At 42.4% G+C, this 18,286-nt stretch carries 14 protein-coding genes; 6 read left to right on the plus strand and 8 right to left on the minus strand.

All coding sequences use genetic code 11. The features are described from left to right. Positions 1–41: 41 nt before the first annotated feature. The 4 genes from lepB (HMPREF9304_RS00250) (at position 42) to HMPREF9304_RS00265 (ending at position 3,356) form a co-directional block, all read left to right on the plus strand. Positions 42–1,487 (plus strand): signal peptidase I, encoded by a 1,446-nt coding sequence (gene lepB, locus HMPREF9304_RS00250; protein ID WP_036925510.1) that lies wholly within the window; start codon positions 42–44, stop codon positions 1,485–1,487. 15 nt (positions 1,488–1,502) lie between these two features. Next, the gene (gene lepB / locus HMPREF9304_RS00255) at positions 1,503–1,964 is read left to right on the plus strand and encodes a signal peptidase I (protein ID WP_036925514.1); all 462 of its coding nucleotides are present in this window, start codon (positions 1,503–1,505) and stop codon (positions 1,962–1,964) included. Between the two features lie 31 nt (positions 1,965–1,995). Then, positions 1,996–2,625 carry a WbqC family protein gene (locus HMPREF9304_RS00260; RefSeq protein ID WP_036925516.1) on the plus strand — a complete coding sequence of 210 codons (630 nt, stop codon included), beginning with the start codon at positions 1,996–1,998 and terminating at the stop codon, positions 2,623–2,625. A 182-nt stretch (positions 2,626–2,807) separates the two neighbouring features. Further along, positions 2,808–3,356, plus strand: a complete 549-nt coding sequence (locus HMPREF9304_RS00265; protein WP_036925548.1) for a DUF3332 domain-containing protein — start codon at positions 2,808–2,810, stop codon at positions 3,354–3,356. 113 nt (positions 3,357–3,469) lie between these two features. Here HMPREF9304_RS00265 and HMPREF9304_RS00270 read toward each other — a convergent pair whose 3' ends face one another. After that, the gene (locus HMPREF9304_RS00270) at positions 3,470–4,705 is read right to left on the minus strand and encodes a M16 family metallopeptidase (protein ID WP_036925519.1); all 1,236 of its coding nucleotides are present in this window, start codon (positions 4,703–4,705) and stop codon (positions 3,470–3,472) included. A gap of 172 nt (positions 4,706–4,877) precedes the next feature. Here HMPREF9304_RS00270 and HMPREF9304_RS00275 point away from each other — a divergent pair, with 172 nt between their 5' ends. Next, a complete protein-coding gene (locus HMPREF9304_RS00275) occupies positions 4,878–5,822 on the plus strand; it encodes a carbohydrate kinase family protein (RefSeq protein ID WP_036925550.1) in 945 nt (314 codons plus the stop codon). A 47-nt stretch (positions 5,823–5,869) separates the two neighbouring features. Further along, positions 5,870–7,063: an FprA family A-type flavoprotein gene (locus HMPREF9304_RS00280; RefSeq protein WP_036925522.1), complete on the plus strand. Its 1,194-nt coding sequence runs from the start codon at positions 5,870–5,872 to the stop codon at positions 7,061–7,063. Between the two features lie 127 nt (positions 7,064–7,190). Here HMPREF9304_RS00280 and HMPREF9304_RS00285 read toward each other — a convergent pair whose 3' ends face one another. The 7 genes from HMPREF9304_RS00285 to HMPREF9304_RS00315 all read right to left on the minus strand — a co-directional run bounded on the left by HMPREF9304_RS00285 (position 7,191) and on the right by HMPREF9304_RS00315 (position 17,995). Further along, positions 7,191–8,732 carry a sulfatase gene (locus tag HMPREF9304_RS00285; protein ID WP_036925528.1) on the minus strand — a complete coding sequence of 514 codons (1,542 nt, stop codon included), beginning with the start codon at positions 8,730–8,732 and terminating at the stop codon, positions 7,191–7,193. Between the two features lie 29 nt (positions 8,733–8,761). Continuing rightward, complete coding sequence (locus tag HMPREF9304_RS00290) at positions 8,762–10,810, minus strand: RagB/SusD family nutrient uptake outer membrane protein (RefSeq protein WP_036925532.1); 2,049 nt, start codon at positions 10,808–10,810, stop codon at positions 8,762–8,764. A 14-nt stretch (positions 10,811–10,824) separates the two neighbouring features. Then, positions 10,825–14,277, minus strand: coding sequence for a TonB-dependent receptor (locus HMPREF9304_RS00295; RefSeq protein ID WP_231564423.1), 3,453 nt, complete (start codon positions 14,275–14,277; stop codon positions 10,825–10,827). A 101-nt stretch (positions 14,278–14,378) separates the two neighbouring features. Next, complete coding sequence (locus HMPREF9304_RS00300; RefSeq protein WP_052045783.1) at positions 14,379–15,266, minus strand: FecR family protein; 888 nt, start codon at positions 15,264–15,266, stop codon at positions 14,379–14,381. 50 nt (positions 15,267–15,316) lie between these two features. Continuing rightward, the gene (locus tag HMPREF9304_RS00305) at positions 15,317–16,711 is read right to left on the minus strand and encodes an alpha-L-fucosidase (protein WP_036925535.1); all 1,395 of its coding nucleotides are present in this window, start codon (positions 16,709–16,711) and stop codon (positions 15,317–15,319) included. Between the two features lie 67 nt (positions 16,712–16,778). Beyond that, positions 16,779–17,354, minus strand: coding sequence for an RNA polymerase sigma-70 factor (locus HMPREF9304_RS00310; protein WP_052045785.1), 576 nt, complete (start codon positions 17,352–17,354; stop codon positions 16,779–16,781). A 20-nt stretch (positions 17,355–17,374) separates the two neighbouring features. After that, positions 17,375–17,995 (minus strand): RNA polymerase sigma-70 factor, encoded by a 621-nt coding sequence (locus tag HMPREF9304_RS00315; RefSeq protein ID WP_036925537.1) that lies wholly within the window; start codon positions 17,993–17,995, stop codon positions 17,375–17,377. Between the last annotated feature and the right edge of the window lie 291 nt (positions 17,996–18,286).

An 18,286-nucleotide genomic window follows, 5' to 3' on the forward strand; every position in this document is an offset into this window, starting at 1 on the left:
ACCATCCACTTCGTTTGTAGATATAGATTTTTAGATACATCATGATTGATAAAGAGAAAGCAAAACTGAATATGAAGGCACAATGGAGCAAGTTCGTTGTTGTACTTATTTTATATCTTTTATTTCTTTACTGGGTAGAAAGTTGGTGGGGACTTTTGGTTGTACCATTCATCTTTGACGTATATATCACCAAGAAGATACGTTGGCAGTGGTGGAAAGATGCCGAACCTCCTGTAAGATTTGTGATGAGTTGGGTAGATGCCTTGGTGTTTGCCTTGGTGGCGGTGTACTTCATCAACCTCTTCGTTTTTCAAAATTACGTCATTCCATCGTCCTCTTTAGAGAAATCATTGCTCACCGGAGATTATCTTTTCGTGAGCAAGGTGAGTTATGGACCGCGTATTCCACAGACACCTCTCACAATGCCCCTCACTCAGCACACACTTCCTGTCATCAACACGAAGAGCTATTTGGAATTTCCTCATTGGGACTATCGACGAGTGAAAGGGCTGGGCGCAGTGAAACTCAACGACATTGTGGTGTTCAATTATCCCGCAGGCGATACCATTTGTACAGAGCTTCCTTATCAAACAGAATACTATAATATGGTGTATGGCTTTGGACAACAAATCTACGCACAAAATAATGGCGGTGAAATAAATCTCAATACGTTGAACAGACAACAGCAACACGATTATTTTCAGCAGGTTTATGCCTTAGGAAGACAGTACATTGCCAGCAATCCGGTAGAGTTTGGCGACATTGACAGTCGACCTACCGATCGGCGTGAAAACTATGTGAAACGTTGTGTTGGTTTGCCAGGACAAACATTGCAGATAAAAAACCGTATCGTCTATTTGGACGGGAAACCTAACAAAGAACCCGAAAATGTGCAGTACACTTATTATGTGAAACTGAAAAACGAGATTCCAGAGTCGCTCATAGAAGAGTTGGGCATCTCAATGGAAGACCTTGCCAGCTTGCAGCGCAATGGCTTTATGCCGCTCACAAAGAAGGCTGTTCGCGCATTGGCAGCTCGCAAAGATATTGTAGAGAGCATTCGGATAAATACCGATGCCACCGTTGGTGACCTATATCCACAGAATGCCGTGACGGGTTGGACACGTGATAACTACGGCCCGATATGGATTCCTGCTAAGGGAAAAAGTATAGAGATAGATATGAACAACATTGCCATCTACGAACGACCTATCAGGGTGTATGAGGGCAATCAATTGGAAGTTAAAAACAATCAGATATATATCAACGGTAAGCTGGCTCATCGTTATACTTTTAAGTTGGACTACTACTGGATGATGGGTGACAATCGACACAATTCGGCAGATAGTCGCTATTGGGGATTTGTGCCAGAAGACCACATTGTGGGCAAACCTATTTTCATTTGGTGGTCGTCTGACCCTGACCGAAAAGGCTTCAAAGGCATTCGATGGAATCGACTATTTCGACTGGTTGACAATATTAAATAGATATAAAACCATACCTTGCGAAACATTTTACAATGGATACTGTCCATCGTAGTGTGTACGGTAGCGATGTTGGCTATACGTGCATATCTGTTTACCATCTTTATTGTGCCCAATGAGGAGTTGCGTCCAGCACTTCAGAAGGGGGACAGAGTATTGGTGAACAGACTTTCGCACACTCATTTTTCAAAGGGAGACGTGGTGTTGTTCCGTCTCAAACAGCAGGCTTTGGGGCGCATCATAGCAATACCCGGCGATACTATCATAGTAAAGGGAGAGCAATATCAAATACCAAACTACTGCCATGGTAGTTGTACTTGTGGTGAATGCCAATTCGTACTCGTCAGCAACGGGCAACAACACGCATTGGTGAGACAAGGAGATATTATTGGCAAGGCGTATTCGCTATGGAGATGGAAACATCGAAAGAAAAAACACGAATACAACGTGCCAGCCCACAGGCAGAGTAATGGCAGTTAAGTAATGATAAGTTAAGATAATACACAACCAAATGGCATCTGTTCTTTTGTCATCCACCTATTTCGGTCCTATTCAGTGGTATCAGAAACTCTATCGCCATGAATGCTGTTACATAGAAAAGTACGACCATTTCATCAAGCAAACTTATCGCAACCGTTGCCAAATAGCGACAACACAAGGTGTACAAACGTTGAGCATCCCTGTAGAAAAATTCGACACTCCAAAATGCTTGATGCGCGACGTACGTATTAGCGACCATGCGAATTGGCGGCATGTGCATTGGAATGCTTTAGTCTCTGCCTACGGTGAGAGTCCTTTTTTTGAATTTTATGAAGACGATATCCGTCCATTTTTCACCAAAAAATGGACTTTCTTATATGATTTCAATTTTGAAATCATGCAGAAAATGTGTGAGCTGTTGGACATTGAACCGAACGTTCGAGCGACAACGGAATATCTGAAGATAGGGGAGGGACACGGTGATGAATTAGAAGTGGTAGACTTTCGTGAAGCAATTCATCCCAAACGCCCACAACCTGATTGTTCGTTCCAGCCACAGCCCTACTACCAAGTATATGCGGAGAAACATGGATTCCTTCCTAATTTAAGTATTATTGACTTGTTGATGAACTTAGGCAACGAAGCGATTTTGTTGCTTTAGCAAACCTTTGCATCAAATAGGGTTTGCGAATACATTCAATTTTATTCGATAACAGCTTAGTAATTACAGGTCAAACGGAGGACTGACAGTAAATTTATTGTTAAAAATAATAATAATCAAGAGATGTTTCGATTTTTCTCGTATCTTTGAATTCCAAACATTACTCACTAATAAATTGAATGATGAAGACAAAAAAGATGAAGGTTGCCACCTTTTTATTAGCAGGCGCATTGGTTTCTACTTCATGTGTAGGAAGTTTTAGTTTGTTCAATAAGCTGGCAAGTTGGAACAGAACTGCGACAGACAGCAAGTTTCTCAATGAACTTATTTTCTTAATTATTGCTCCTGCTTATGGCATTTGCAGTGCAGCCGATGCATTGGTTTTGAACACCATTGAATTCTGGACTGGCGAAAATCCTATGGCAAATGTTGGAAAGACGAAACAAGTAATGGGGCAAGATGGAAAATATTATGCAGTGAAGACCCTTCAAGATGGCTACGAAATTACAAATCCAGAAGGTCAAACGACGAAATTTATTTATGACAAATCCTTGAATGCTTGGTCGCAAGTGGTTGCAGGCAAGCAGACGGAGCTGTTTCGCATCAATGAAGACGGAACTGTACGTGTAACACTTCCTGAAGGAAAACAAATGAATGTTGCGATGAACGAGGCTGGTCTTTACCAAGTAAGAATGGCAGTAAATGGCGGTACTTATTGGGCGATGAGATAAAGAAAAGATAACATTCTATAAGATACAGTACGAGCTACATAGTGCAAGATGTCATCAGCATCTTGTGCTATGTAGCTCAATTTTATGGACTACTCTTCGCTCCCCCAACGAAGTTATTGATAGATGAGCGTTAGAAGGCGGTCGTCCGCCATGATTTCTTGTGCTACTTGCTGTATTTGTCTTGCTGATATGGCATCGATTTGTGTATATAAAGAAGTGATATCCTTTTCCCAACCGTAATGCAGGAAGCACTTTCCAAAATCTAAAGCAAAGCTCTCTCGATTATCACAAGCAATGCCAATTTGTCCTTTTAACTGTTTTTGAGCAGCGTGCAACTGGTAAGATGTCATTGGTTCATTGATGACACGATGAAGTTCTTTTTTCACTAACTTGATACATTGAGAAACATCATGAATATCACAACCGAAATAAATGCCCCATATTCCTGTGTCTCCATAACTTGCCATTGAACTTTCTACCGTATAGACCAAGCCATGATGCTCTCGTAAAGAAACATTGAGTCGAGCATTCATCCCCGGACCGCCCAGCAGATTGTTTAAGAGGTATAAAGCAATACGATCGGGATGGTGTATATCATAAGCCCTACTACCAATCATGACATGCGCCTGATGAGTTCCCTTGTCTTTGATGATGGGCGGATGAACTTGTAAAGAACCTTGATAGCGATTCAAGGACTCGGGCTTCATTGGTACTGAAGCAGGTTGGTCTGCAGTTGCCTTCTCAAGCAGGCGTACGAGACGTTGGAAGTCTATATCTCCATCAATAAAAAAGATTGCGTTCTCTGGACGATAATACTGATTTGTGAATCGTTGTGCGTCTTCGCTGGTAAATGCACGTACTCGCAGTGTGGTTCCCAAGATATTATGTCCTAAGGCATGACCATTGAACACCGTATTTTCAAATTCATCGTAAATTAAATCAGCGGGAGAGTCGTTATAACTCTCGATTTCATCGCAAATAACCTCTTTCTCTTTGTGAATTTCGGCATCAGGATAAGTACTGTGAAAAACAATATCAGTGAGTAAATCTACAGCACGTGCGACATCTTCCTTCAAGAGAGCAGCGTAGAAAACCGTTTCTTCTTTGTTGGTAAATGCATTGAGATCGCCGCCCACTCTCTCCAAATGGTTCAAGATGTGCCATGCCTTTCGCCGCTTTGTACCCTTGAATGTCATGTGTTCACAGAAGTGTGCCAGTCCTTCCTCGTCAGCATTTTCATTTCGAGAGCCTGCCTTAATCTGGTAACCACAATAGATCACAGGCGAAGGGGAAGGATGATGAATGATACGCAAACCATTGGTTAGTACACTGGTATGATAATTCGTCATGATGATTGCTTTATATTTTGTTGAATTGCACTAAATAATTCTCTTAGATGAGATATTTCATTCCTTGTACAAAGGTACGCATTCTGTCTATAATGAAATTATTATAGGCATTTTATTTTGTCGTGCTACTGATTTGCATTATATTTGCACGAAAGGTAAAAAAAATGTGTTTATGCGTAAGGTAATAGGAATTGGTGAAACAGTTCTCGACATCATCTTCAAAGATAGTCAGCCCATAGGAGCTTTCCCTGGTGGTTCAACATTCAACGGACTCATTTCTTTGGGGCGTTCAGGCGTCCATGCTACCTTTATCAGCGAAACAGGTAACGACCGTGTTGGTAAAATGATTACCACTTTTTTAGAGGATAATGGGGTGGATGCAAGCCATGTGAACGTGTTTCCTGAAAGTAAATCGCCTATTTCTCTGGCATTTCTGAATGAAGATAATGATGCAGAATATCTGTTTTATAAGGATCATCCACACGACCAGCTTGACTTTACACTCCCCGATATCCAACCGAACGATATTGTTATCTTTGGCTCTTACTATGCTGTAAACCCTGTGATACGTCCTCAGGTTGTTAGTTTGTTGGAACATGCAAAGAGTCATGGAGCGATTATCTACTATGATGTCAACTTCAGACCCGCACATCAGCGAGACGTCCTCCGTATTACTCCCAACTTGTTGGAGAACCTTGAGTTTGCAGACATCGTGCGAGGGAGCCATGAAGATTTTCAAACGTTATACAAAATGGATGATGCTGCTAAAATTTATCAAGCGGAGATTTCATTCTATTGCAAGCATTTTATTTGCACGCAAGGCAGTGCGCAGGTGAGACTCTTTGCAGAAAATCGGTTTGAGAAAGCCTACGATGCACTTGCTTCTACACCCGTTAGTACAATTGGGGCTGGTGACAATTTCAACGCTGGTTTTATTTTTGGACTGATAAAATACGGGGTCACACGCAGTATGTTAGAACAAGGGTTGTCTGAAACACAATGGGATAAACTCCTTGATTGTGCATTACGCTTTGCTGCAGAAAGCTGCAAGAGCATCAACAACTATGTCTCAAATGATTTTGGAAATAAAATGAAAGCCGAAATCCAAACATCATAATTCGATAACAAGCCATTTATTCAAATCAAAATATATTTAATAAACTTATGATAGAACTAAAAAATAAAGTCTATTATGTAGGGGTGAACGATCGTAATAAAGCCCTCTTTGAGGGACTTTGGCCTCTTCCATCGGGAGTTTCTTATAACTCTTATTTGATAGACGACGATAAAGTGTGCCTTATCGACAGTGTACAGGTAGATTTTTTTGTGCAATTTATAGAAAATCTGCATGAGGTGTTGGGCGACCGGCCCATTGATTATTTAGTTATTAACCACATGGAACCCGACCACAGCGGTTCGTTAGCACTCTTGAAGAAATTCTACCCCAACATTCAAGTCATTGGTAACAAGAAGACTTTTGATATGATGTCGGGCTTTTATGGCATCAAAGAAGGCACCATTGAAGTGAAAAACGGGGAAGAACTGAATCTCGGAAATCACAAACTAAAGTTCTTTATGACCCCAATGGTGCATTGGCCCGAGACCATGATGACGCTCGACGTTACCGACCACATGCTCTTCTCTGGCGATGGCTTTGGATGTTTCGGTGCATTGAATGGTGGTATACTCGATGAAGAAATAGACACCAGCTGGGCTTGGTTAGAGATGGTACGTTATTATAGCAACATTGTGGGCAAATATGGTGTGCCTGTTCAAAACGCACTGAAAAAGTTAGCCGACCAGCAAATAGACTATATTTGTTCTACCCATGGACCTGTGTGGCACGAGTATGCACAGAAAGTAATTGCTCTGTACGATAAAATGTCTAAATACGAAACGGAAGAAGGCATCGTTATCTGTTATGGAACGATGTATGGCAATACAGAGCGCATGGCGGAAAATATTGCCAGAGCTGCCAGTCAAGCAGGCATCAAGAATATTTGTATGTACAACATCTCAAAGACGCACCACTCTTACATCCTGCGAGATATTTTCCGTTATAAAGGATTGATAGTTGGAGCGCCTACGTACAACAACGGACTGTACCATGAAATGTCCGAACTGCTTTCCGAGATTGCCAATCATGACATCAAGAACCATTATATCGGCTGGTTTGGCAGCTATGGTTGGGTGAGCAAAGCCGTGCCTACCATTGCCGAATGGAATGAAACTCGTCTGAAATTCGAACCTGTAGGAACTCCCGTTGAGATGAAGCAAGCACTCACAGCAGAAACCAAAAGCCAGTGCGAAGCATTAGGAAGAGCCATGGCTGACCGTTTGAAGGCAGACCGGAAATAAAAAAGCTGCAGCACATCTTAGCTAAATCAACATGAGCAAGTTGCATGGAAAGTGCAACTTGCTCATGTCGTTTTTTTCTACATTCGCCTCTTTATTCTTTGATAGACTTTCTGTATTGTCTTTCTGCTTATTGCTCATCAGGCCATGGACAAAGCTTGCCAGTATCCTTATAAGACGGACGTTGTGCTTGCATATTCCTGAGTTTCTTTCCCAACAGTGCTGAAAGTTCTCTTACCTTTTGAGGTCTTTGTTCTGCAACGTTTTTCTTCTCTCCTATATCAAGCATGATGTTGTACAACTCCTTATGTCCCGTGGGATAGTCATAAATCAACTTCCAGTTGCCTTGACGTATTGCACAGTTCATACTGATGCCTGGACCCGTGGCATCCCATATATTTGGTACGTTCCATATGATGGCTCTATGTTGCAGATCCTTGTCTGTACGTCCTTGCAACGAGGGCATCAAATCCATGCCATCAATGGTCTGTGGCACCTGATAATGGGTGATTTGCGCCATGTGAAGGATGGTGGGGTACAAATCTTCTACCATGATGCTGGCATCGTTTCGCACGCCTTGCTTCACTTCACCGTTCCATTTCACGATAAAGGGAACTCGTATTCCTCCTTCATAGAGCGAACCTTTTCCGCTTTTCAAAGGAGCATTTTGAGTGTACAATGGTCCATCGCGCCATTCCTGAGAAGAGGCCAGTCCGCCATTATCTCCTAAAAAGATAATGATGGTATTCTCTGCCTCTTTGTTTTTTTCGAGCCAATCCATGATGTCGCCCAAGCTCTTATCCATACCCTCTATCAAAGAAGCATAGGCAGCATCCTTGTCCGAAAGCCCTCTGCGAACATACTTTGGAAAGAAACGCATGTCTTTGTCAATAGGGATGTGAAGTGCATAGTGCGACATGTAGAGATAGAATGGTTGCTGGTAACGCTTGGCTTTGTCAAGAGCCTTGAGAGCTTCCTTGGTGAGAGCCTCTGTGGCAAATGTTCCCGTTCCCCAATAGCTCTCCAGTCCAGGAATGGCATTGAGTGCATAAGGCTTTCCATCCTTGGTATGACCGTAATTCAATTCGCTGAGGTATGTGGCCAAACCTCCAGCAGCCGTGCCCGTAATGTTGACCTCGAAACCAAAATGACATGGATTCTCTCCCGGCGTGTCAATGGCTCCCCAATGAGCCTTTCCGCAATGAATGGTGTGATAGCCGTTGTCTTTCAGTATTTGGACGAATGACTTGGCTGTGGTGGTATGCGATACCGCAGATACCTGTGCAATGCCGTTGCAATTCCAGTCGGCAGGCTTCACTCGCCCGTCTTTTCCGTCAGTCATTTTGTCCCGTTGTAACGTCCAGTTCGTTACTCTATGGCGTGCCATATTCATGCCCGTCATCAAACTACAACGTGTGGGAGAACTGACTGGACAAGCGTATGCTTGCGTAAACATCATGCCTTGACGTGCCAGCCGCTCCATGTTTGGCGTATCATACATCTCATTGTAACGTGTCTTTTGGTTCCAAAATGGCACCGACGTATCCTGCCACCCCATATCATCGACGATGAAGACAATGATGTTGGGGCGATTCTCCTTCTGCTGCGCACAAGTACCGCCACACCCCAAGAAGGATGCGGCAGCCGTTGTGATTATTAACTGTTTATTCATTGATAGCATAGAATTTGTATTGAAACTCCTTATTCGGCAGGCAGTGTTCCATCCTCGGTACTCCAATATGGGTTTTGATAGATAGACGAAGTTGTGTAATCGTTTGACCCGGGAACAGCTGTTGTCAATCTAAATTCTACATTGCTGATAGGATAAAGATAATTGGCTGTTGTCCAAGTCAGACCATCAAAACCAATATTTGATTTGCTCTTGCGATAGGGCAGCAAGTATTTACCTCGGGCATATTTGTCGCTCTTTGCTGATATATTAGCGGCCTTATTGGATTTCCCGTATTCCACGATGTCTATAGGTTTCAGTGGCAATGAGGCATCGACAGCTTCTGGATGAGAGTACTGTTGGTACATCTGATCCCAGAAATTCACACCTCGCACCTGATAGTTGCTAACTTGATCCAACGACCTCCAACGCTTAAGGTCCATGAGGCGTAATCCCTCTGCTACCAGCTCAACTCTTCTTTCACGCCGGATATTGTATAGCACAGGTGAGATTTGTTTGCCTCGCGAGTAACTCCCCCAATCTTCTTTCTCTTTTTCCATTTCCGTATGAGCAATTGTCTTCTCATAGTCAGCATCCATTCCTGCTCGTGTACGTAATGCCTTCCAGTATTGGTCACACTTTCCGCTCAAGTTTCCATGAAGTTCATAGTATGCCTCAATATAGTTGAGATAAGCCTCTGCCGCTCTAAATACAGGGCAACCTGTAAACGATTCTTTTGTAGGTTGCATGCTTCCATCTGTATTCAAACCTTTTCGCAAAGAGTAGCCAGTAGGACAGCTGTTCTCTACCTCACCTTCAAAGATAGGTGAGCGATAAAAGTAACCATACCCATCCGACTTTTTGATGTATTCTATCAGGTTGGGACTGGTTGACAGCAAATCATTGGTTTTCAGAATTGTTTGGTCCATCCGAGGATCTCTCTTGTCGAACACATGCTGATATGTGTCGTCACCCTGATATTGAGACCCAACGGCATATACGGGAAGTCCTGTCTTCATTAAATACGAGTCAACAAACGATTTTGTTAGCCCTAAGTTCCCACATCCATTGCGTTGCAGATAGCTCACAACCCAATGGTGCGAAGTGTTGCCTGTCTGTAAGCCATAACGCCTCCACAGTAACACCTCAGGAATGTCATTCAGGTCTACAGAGTTGAATAATGCAGCATAATCGTGATAGAGACTATGACTGGAGGCAACGATGTCTGCGGCCTCAACAGCCTGCTGAAGAAAATACCGTATCTCCTTATCTATGTCAATGGTATAATGCTTTAAATATTCGGCATTTGCACCAGGCCACTGTTTGTCCCCTGGCACGAAGGCTGTGCCACGATGATACTTCTCCCATGTGCCTTCAAACAAAGCTACCCTGCTTTTCATCAATGCAGCGCAATCTCGTGTCAGGCGGTTTGTCATGGGTGGAACGTTAGCCATGAGTTGGTATGCACGGTCGAGATCAGAAAGAATGAACCGAGCCACCTCATTGCGTGGACGGCGCCGTGAGGCAATGCGCACACTATCATAGTTCTCCCCTACAACTTTCTTGACTATGGGAAAGTCACCAAAATCTCGCAAAGCCGTAAAATAGATATAAGCCCGGAAAAAATAGACCTCCCCCATGTAATGTCTGACACGAGAGGCGTTGCCTGGTATTTTACCTTGTTCTACCAGAGGAGCCACCTTGCTCAAGAAATAATTGGCTGCACGGATTTTCTTCATGTAGATGTTCCACAAATTCGAATTTCCTTCATTCACATGGAACAGCCCTTTTACAAAAAGTTTAGAGGGTACATTGGAGGTTTGATTGTCTGTGCCATTGTCTAATCTGAACAAGCCCAAATGGTATGCTCCAGATCCATGTGAAGGAAGTATGTTACCTGTGTGCTCGCCATCATCCCTGTCATCATAAAACTTTGCAGCATAAGCCGCCAAGTCGTTTTCACTTTGAAGGTACACATTGGTACTAACTTCTGTTATTGGCTCACTGTCAAGAAAGTCATTACAAGAAACCGGAATGGCAGCCAATCCCAACAGTGCTATATATACTAATTGCTTTTTCATTTTATACTTGTTTTTTAGAATGACACATTAAGACCAAAAGAGATCGTTTTCTGCAAGGGGTAGGTCTTGCCTGTATTTGAGTCTGTGTAGTTTGAGTATGCCGTCTCAGGGTCAAACGCCTTGGGAAGGCTCTTGATGGTGAACAGGTTTTCTGCACTCACATATAGGTAAACTTTCTGCAGATGTGCCTTGTCCACCAACTGTTTAGAAAGGGAGTAGCCCAGCTGAATATTCTTCAGTCGTGCATACGCCCCATTTCTGAGATAGCGTGTTTGTACATACTGGTTCTTGTCTGAGTTCATATACACTCTTGGGAAATAGGCATCGGTATTAGGCCCGAATACGGATGTTGTATTCGCAGGGCGATAATAATCCAGCTGTTCTTTCAGACCAGTTGATTGCCATTCGCCTCCATTTAACCCCCAAAACATGTTGCCACTTAGCCAAAGGTCTCGCTTTGCCACACCTTGCCAAAACATGCTGAAGTCGAATCCTTTCCAGCTCAATCCCATGTTCACGCCAAAACGATAGCGTGGTGTACTGTTGCCGATGATTCTCCGGTCTCCAGAATTTGCCAACGTATTCGCACCTTGATTGACAATGTGGTCTCCATCCAAATCCTCGTACATGATGTCGCCTTCTGTCCAACCAGAACCCCATGACGGCTTGTTGTCTTTTATCCAAGCATCCATTTCGCTTTGGCTTTTTGCAATACCATGGGTAACATATCCCCAAATCTCTCCCAGCTCTTGACCTTCATAATAGGTGGTCAATGATTTTGAGGCATTGGGGTATCTATCAATAAATGTGCGAGCATCCGACAAGTTCAATCCTATATTATAACGTACCTTTCCTATATAATCTTGCCAAGTCATGGCTATTTCCCAGCCACGCGTATGCAGGTCAGTATTGTTGCTGTTAGGCAATTTGGTGCCGAAGGCAGATGCGATTTCTCCAGCCGGACCGACCATGTTGGATGTCTTACGGTTATAATAGTCAAAATTAACGTTGAGACGATTACGCAGCATAGACACATCAAATCCAACATTTACAGAGCGTACGGTTTCCCACGTGAGCGAGGTGCTTACCGTAGAAGGCGCAAGTGCTACGGTAGGCTTCTTTCCATTCATCAACCAAGAACCACCATTCACCGTAATTTGCTGCAACAAATAGAACGGATAATATGAATTTGTGTTTTGGTTTCCTAACGTTCCCCATGAGATGCGTGGCTTCAGCAAACTGATAATTCTGTCGTCTACCTTGAAGAATTTCTCGCCTGCTATATTCCAACCTACCGATACGGAGCCAAACAGTCCCCAACGATCTTTGCTCAAGAAACGTGAAGAGCCGTCATAACGGATATTGCTCGTAAAGAAATAACGATTTTCATAATCATAGTTCAATCTCCCAAAGAATCCTGCTGTAGCCCAGGAATATGCACTGGCATCACGTATCTTATCGACTCCTGTAGCAGCCCCTATCTCGGGTACCAGCTCTGTTATCAAATCCATTCGTTGTAAATCCACATCGCGATTATTGAACTTCTCGGTGTTCAATCCCGCCATCAGCTTAAACTTGTGACTGTTGAAGTCAAATGAATAATCCGTGTAAAGGTTGGCTGTAACCATACTCGAACGCAACCAATACTGCATGGCACCCGTCTGTCCTGTGGCATACGAGCTTCCGTATCCTAATGGAAGAGGGTCACCATTCACGTTGTGCTCATAAACTTTGTTCAGATTTTGCTTGTCAAACTGATGAACGGTTCTCAGTCCTATATTTGCTGTTATATTCCAATTCTTCAACGGATGAAATACAAGCTGGCCTTGGAAATAAGCGTCGTTGGTTGATGATTCCGAACGGCTGCCATTCGTAAGTTGATTCAACTTGCCATTACGCATATAATACCCATTGGGGTCCTTGAACGGCATCATTGGCCACATACGGGAAATATCGTGGTAGAGAAGACCGTTTAATACTGTGTACAGAGGGTTATCCAATTGTTTATAGATATATCTTGCGTTTACCTGAACCTCCAACCACTCGTATGGAGCTGCATTGTATTTGAAATTGGTTGTCAAACGCTTGAACTTGTCCTTTCCATATCGCAGGTTGCCATCTTGGCCAAGATAATTAGCCGAAAGATAATAGCGGTTCTTGCTGTTTCCGCCATTGATGTTCAGATTATGTTCTTGCGCCCAAGACCACTTAAATTGCTTGTCCCACCAATTCACATTGTCATTGGCTTTCTCATGGAATTGCCAGTTTCCATTTGAATTGGGAATAGTAGACGTTTTTATCTCACCTCTCATATACTTCTGGATGCGGTCAAGCGTGTCATCATTAAAGATAGGTGAGCCTCCGCCATTCACACTTCCTTCATTAAAATAATTCGCAAACTCCCATGCGTCCATCGGGTCAGGAAGATTGCCTGGGCCATAATACCGTACATTGCTTGTATACGATACGTTTGTTCGGTCTGCTCTGCCTGATTTAGTTGTAATCAGCACTACTCCAAAGGCTGCCCGGGAACCATATATGGAACTTGCTGCAGCATCCTTCAATACAGATATAGATTCTATATCGCTGGGATTCACATCATCCATATTTCCCTCTATACCATCAATCAAGACAAGTGTCGCTGCTTTCGACCCTGTAGAGATTGTTCCTGTTCCGCGAATAGAAATTCCCATACTTTGCCCTAACTGTCCTCCAAATCCACCTACTGACATATTCAGTCCAGGAACAGTACCCTGAAGCGACTGACTAAGATTAGTAACTGGGCGGTCGGCAAGCATTTTCGTGTCTACGGTTGTAATGGCATCTGTAATGTTGGATTTTCTTTGTGTGCCAAAGCCCACAACTACCACTTCTGACAATGCTTGAGCGTTTTCGTGCATTCTGACAGTTAAAGGCTGACCAGATTGCGCCTTTACTTGACTGGTTTCATAGCCTATGTACGACACATTGAGCATGACACGAAGTGAAGACGTGTTCAACGAGAAATGACCGTCAATATCAGTTATTGCCTTATTGTCAGTCCCCTGTTCCACAACAGTAGCTCCAATAATAGGATCTCCAGTCTGGTCCACGACCACTCCTTTAACTTGGTACACCGTCTGCTGGTGTGTATTGCTAGACAGGTTATGAACCGTTTGACTTTCTACTATTGCTATATGCCGATCAATAATCTTATAGGTTAGGCTTTGTCCCCTAAGCATCTCTTCAAGCAATGCTGACAAGGTCAGGCTTTTACTACTAATCTTAATTGTCCGATGAAGGTCCAAAGTCTCTTGCGAGAAATCTACAGACATCTTAGTTTGTTTCTCGATAGCTTTTACAAGCTTGGACACAGTTGCCTTGTTTTGTTGAAGATGGATGATTTGGCTTTGACCAAATGCACCTATCGACATTGACAGACACAAGACTAATACTGCTGTCGTCTTTTTGTACATACTGATTTTCATTGTTTTGTTAGGTTAATTTAGATATTATAATTATTGTAACTGCAAATTCGGTATCACGTACACAGGTCTGAAGCGTTTGGTATCTCAGGATAGACCAGCATTCATCGCTTGGAGATGAATATGCTGTTACCATCTTTCGTATAAGTCATATCTCCTGATACGAAAGTCAACACATTCATAATACGTTCTATGGTTTCGCCTTTCTTGAAATTCATCGTATAGCATCTTTTCGAATCGACATCCTTTGCTATGCTGATAGTAACACGATAACGCCGTTCTATCGACTTCAGGATTTTCTCCAGAGGCTCCTGTATGAAATTCAATCCGCCTTTTACCCACGAGTTATATGCCATTGCATCTACCATTTGTTTGTGCATTGTTCCAGCTGTTCTACTGTATATCAGCTGTTCATTAGGACTAAGCGTCATTGTTTGGATACTATCGGAGACATTGACAGATCCTTCCTCAAGTGTTACCACAACCTGCTCTTCATCACTGTATGAGTTGACAGAAAAGTGTGTTCCTAATACTCGAACCTTCACATTTCCCAAATGGACAACAAAGGGGTGACTGGCATCCTTGGAAACTTCAAAATGACAGCTGCCATTTACAAACACGCTCCGCTCCTTGGCATGCGAACTGAAACTGTGTGGATAGACAATTGTCGTCCCCGAATTGACTACAACCTTTGTATTATCAGATAACACAAGACTATCTATACATCCTTTTGGCACATAGTATTCTGCCAATTGCATGTCGTTCGCATAATAGCTTGCCGAGAAAAGCCAAACCAAAATAGCAGACAGCAGTGGAAGCATAAAAATAGCAGCATATCTCAAAATGGTAGACACTCTACTCCTACGTCTTACCGACTGGCTGTAAATGGTTCGGTTTTGCCGAAAAATATCGAGTGCTTGATGCAATTCTCCTTCTGGTATTTTATTTACATCTTCTTCCCATAATGTCTGTAAATATTTGTCTATCTTCATATCGTACTTATTTTCTTGTATTCCCTTTATTTTTATGCCTATAATAAACTTTAATATCTATGAGCAGAAAAGGCAGATATGTACGGTTTGCCTTCTGACATCTTTATATATAGCCGCAATGTCGATACATTCTGAGGCTCCCATGTATCTATCTTCTTGTGACCTATACATGTTCCAGAAGATAGAATTCGCCATTTTCCTTTTATTTTTCCTTCTATTTTGTAGCTTCGCACTCGCTCTCCTTTTGTTATATTCTCCGAGATGACAGCCGCATTGACCTTGACCGCAGGCTTGAAATTCAAACTAAACACGCTTCCAACACCTGAAACCGATGCTAAAGGAATACCGTATCGCCGTTTGATTTCATCGCCAAACTCTTTCAACCGCTTTACATCTTCATCTGGAACAAGACCACGATTGTCGGGTGCTACTCCTATGATTAAGGTTGAGTTATGTCCAACCGAGTTCTCATACATCTTCATCAAATTGTCTAAAGGGTAGATGTGTTCTTCGTCATGAGGTTCCCAAAACCATTCATGTCTCCCTTTGTAACCTCGCAAAGGGCTGTCAGACATGGCAGGCATATAATATGCCCCATTGGCATCACCGTACTTGAGCAGCCGGTTATCGCATTTGAACACTATTGCCTGATTTTTTGAATGTGAATAGGGGAAAGGGTAAGTACCCCAGCACGGATAAGGAACCATACCCGTCTCAGAGCCTCCCCAACGAATATCGGCACGCTGACTATTATGATAGAAGATAATGTTCTTTTGATATTTCTCAACAATAGGTAAGATATCTGGACCTCCCAACTCGGGTCTATGTCCACCTCCGTCATACCAAACAATGGCTAAGTCACCATAGCGCGACATCAATTCTTTGGTCATACCTTCGCACATGTGGTTATAAAAAACTTGACGGTTCGCCTGAAACTGGCTGCCGTCCTTTGGCATCATAAAGTCATGAACACCCAAAAAGGAATTCCAACGTATGCCGATATAAACACCAGGTAGGACACCATACTTGCGGCACGAGCGAACGAAGTCGCGCACTATGTCACCTTTACCATTGCGCCATTTCAAAACTTTCATGCAGTAAGGATTCGCATCCGACTGATATATGGCGAAACCCGTCTCGTGTGTTGCTGTGATAATAGCTATTTTAGCCCCCATAGCTTTGACCGATCGTATCCATTGGTCGGTGTCTAACTGGTTTGGATTAAAAATATTGACATCTTGGATTGGCGTGATTCTATTTAAGGTCTGGTTGTATGCCACACTATCAAAAACATGCAAGTCATAGTGAAAGATAGCGGCAAGCTCAGCATTCTGCCAAACCAATTGCGCTTGATGGGGTACAGGCACAAGTAATCTGTCTTTAGGGTTTGTGCCAAAAACAGGTAGGTTTATCAACAAACCGAGCAATAGATATAGAACTCTCATATCATCGAATCTCCACGAATGGTTTTGATATAAAGAGTCAGAATTTCCTCAACGCACGCAATCAGATTTAGTTAAGATACGTTAATAATATAAATAGATAGAATATTTCTCGCAAATATGCAATTCCCAACGATATGTGTTTCTCAACGGTTCGCTTACTAATTCCTAATTTTTCGGCTATCTCTGCGTTGCTCATTCCATCCACACGGCTCATTAGAAAGACTTTTCTTCGTTGTTCAGGCATCTTCTGGACTTCTTGCATCAGGAGTTTGTAAAACTCCTCGTAACACAACCGTACTTCAGGATTCTCCATGTCATTACTTTCTGGAATTATTCTTGCATTCTCATTATATGTAAGCGAATCTTTCAGACAGCGAAGGGCAGCATTGCGTGCGGATACAAAGAGATAGTTGTCAATGTTCTTAATTCCAAGAAAGTGCGTACGGTTAATCCATAATTGCATGAAAAGGTCTTGTACGATGTCTTCTGCTACACTCTTGTCATGGTTGAAGTGCATGACAAACTGTAGAACTTTGGGATAATATTTTACAAATAGTTCATCAAACGCCTTTTCATCACCAATAGAAAGAGATAACAAAAAATGGCGATTGTTTGTAATTTCAAAGGGGTCGGATGATTGCATTGAATGAAAACGTTTTTATTCTATTGAATTCCAAATTGCAACGCCATGATGAATAGCATTAACGAGAGATCTTGGTGCTTTTTGGCAAATGCTTTGAGCATGGTTAAGGCTTTGGAAATGTGATATTCCACCGTCTTAATCGATATGTTAAGTCTTTCGGCAATCTCTCGGTTCTTCAGTCCTTCTTGGCGACTTAAATAAAAAATCTGTTTCGACTGATGCGGTAAAGAGTTTAATATTTGATCAATTTCATCAAGTAACTCCTGATAAACTAACTCCTCTTCAGGATTATGATGAAAGAACAAACTATAAAGAGATTCTGATTCTTGTTGGGTAGGTAAGTCATCTATAGACCGTTGGTTTCTTATCAGTTGCTGTCGAATAAAGTTTAAGCACGCATTGCGTACCATGGTGTAAAGAAGCGAGGAGATAGAAATAGGTTTCAATTGCTCTCTGTTTAGCCAAAGTTTGGTGAAACAGTCTTGCAAAATATCATTTAAGTCTTCCTCGGTAGGGATGTATCTTGTAGCGTACGCCTTGAGCATGGGATAGTAAGTCTTAAAGACATATTCATACGCTTCTGCCTTTCCTGACTTAATATCCTCAAATAATTGGGCCGAATCCTTTGAGTAGGTTTTCATAATACGCTGATGTATTCGGCAAAGATAGGTATTATCGTCCTAATTTACAAGAGAATGCTTTAATAATTCCACTTCATCCCACGTCTCTTTTATGAAACAGAAACCACCAACTAAGTGTTTCAATTACTTTCAATGGGTTGTTGAAACAAAAGCTAAGGGTTGCTTTTGTCAACAGACAACCTACTTATATAATAGAGCCATGTTTTTAATGATTATTTGGCGAATGTACTCGTTGCTTTTGTCCTATTATTTTACCAAAAATCGACCATTCAAAATCTTCAAAATAGAAAA

The organism is Hoylesella timonensis S9-PR14, from assembly GCF_000762405.1.
Lineage (GTDB): Bacteria > Bacteroidota > Bacteroidia > Bacteroidales > Bacteroidaceae > Prevotella > Prevotella timonensis_A.

What these genes read in the sequence shown, in the direction of transcription:
- lepB (WP_036925510.1), top strand. Translation starts at nt 42, where the DNA reads ATGATTGATAAAGAGAAAGCAAAACTGAATATGAAGGCACAATGGAGC.
- HMPREF9304_RS00260 (WP_036925516.1), top strand. Translation starts at nt 1,996, where the DNA reads ATGGCATCTGTTCTTTTGTCATCCACCTATTTCGGTCCTATTCAGTGG.
- HMPREF9304_RS00265 (WP_036925548.1), top strand. Translation starts at nt 2,808, where the DNA reads ATGAAGACAAAAAAGATGAAGGTTGCCACCTTTTTATTAGCAGGCGCA.
- HMPREF9304_RS00270 (WP_036925519.1), bottom strand. Translation starts at nt 4,705, where the DNA reads ATGACGAATTATCATACCAGTGTACTAACCAATGGTTTGCGTATCATT.
- HMPREF9304_RS00275 (WP_036925550.1), top strand. Translation starts at nt 4,878, where the DNA reads ATGCGTAAGGTAATAGGAATTGGTGAAACAGTTCTCGACATCATCTTC.
- HMPREF9304_RS00280 (WP_036925522.1), top strand. Translation starts at nt 5,870, where the DNA reads ATGATAGAACTAAAAAATAAAGTCTATTATGTAGGGGTGAACGATCGT.
- HMPREF9304_RS00285 (WP_036925528.1), bottom strand. Translation starts at nt 8,732, where the DNA reads ATGAATAAACAGTTAATAATCACAACGGCTGCCGCATCCTTCTTGGGG.
- HMPREF9304_RS00290 (WP_036925532.1), bottom strand. Translation starts at nt 10,810, where the DNA reads ATGAAAAAGCAATTAGTATATATAGCACTGTTGGGATTGGCTGCCATT.
- HMPREF9304_RS00295 (WP_231564423.1), bottom strand. Translation starts at nt 14,277, where the DNA reads ATGAAAATCAGTATGTACAAAAAGACGACAGCAGTATTAGTCTTGTGT.
- HMPREF9304_RS00300 (WP_052045783.1), bottom strand. Translation starts at nt 15,266, where the DNA reads ATGAAGATAGACAAATATTTACAGACATTATGGGAAGAAGATGTAAAT.
- HMPREF9304_RS00305 (WP_036925535.1), bottom strand. Translation starts at nt 16,711, where the DNA reads ATGAGAGTTCTATATCTATTGCTCGGTTTGTTGATAAACCTACCTGTT.
- HMPREF9304_RS00310 (WP_052045785.1), bottom strand. Translation starts at nt 17,354, where the DNA reads ATGCAATCATCCGACCCCTTTGAAATTACAAACAATCGCCATTTTTTG.
- HMPREF9304_RS00315 (WP_036925537.1), bottom strand. Translation starts at nt 17,995, where the DNA reads ATGAAAACCTACTCAAAGGATTCGGCCCAATTATTTGAGGATATTAAG.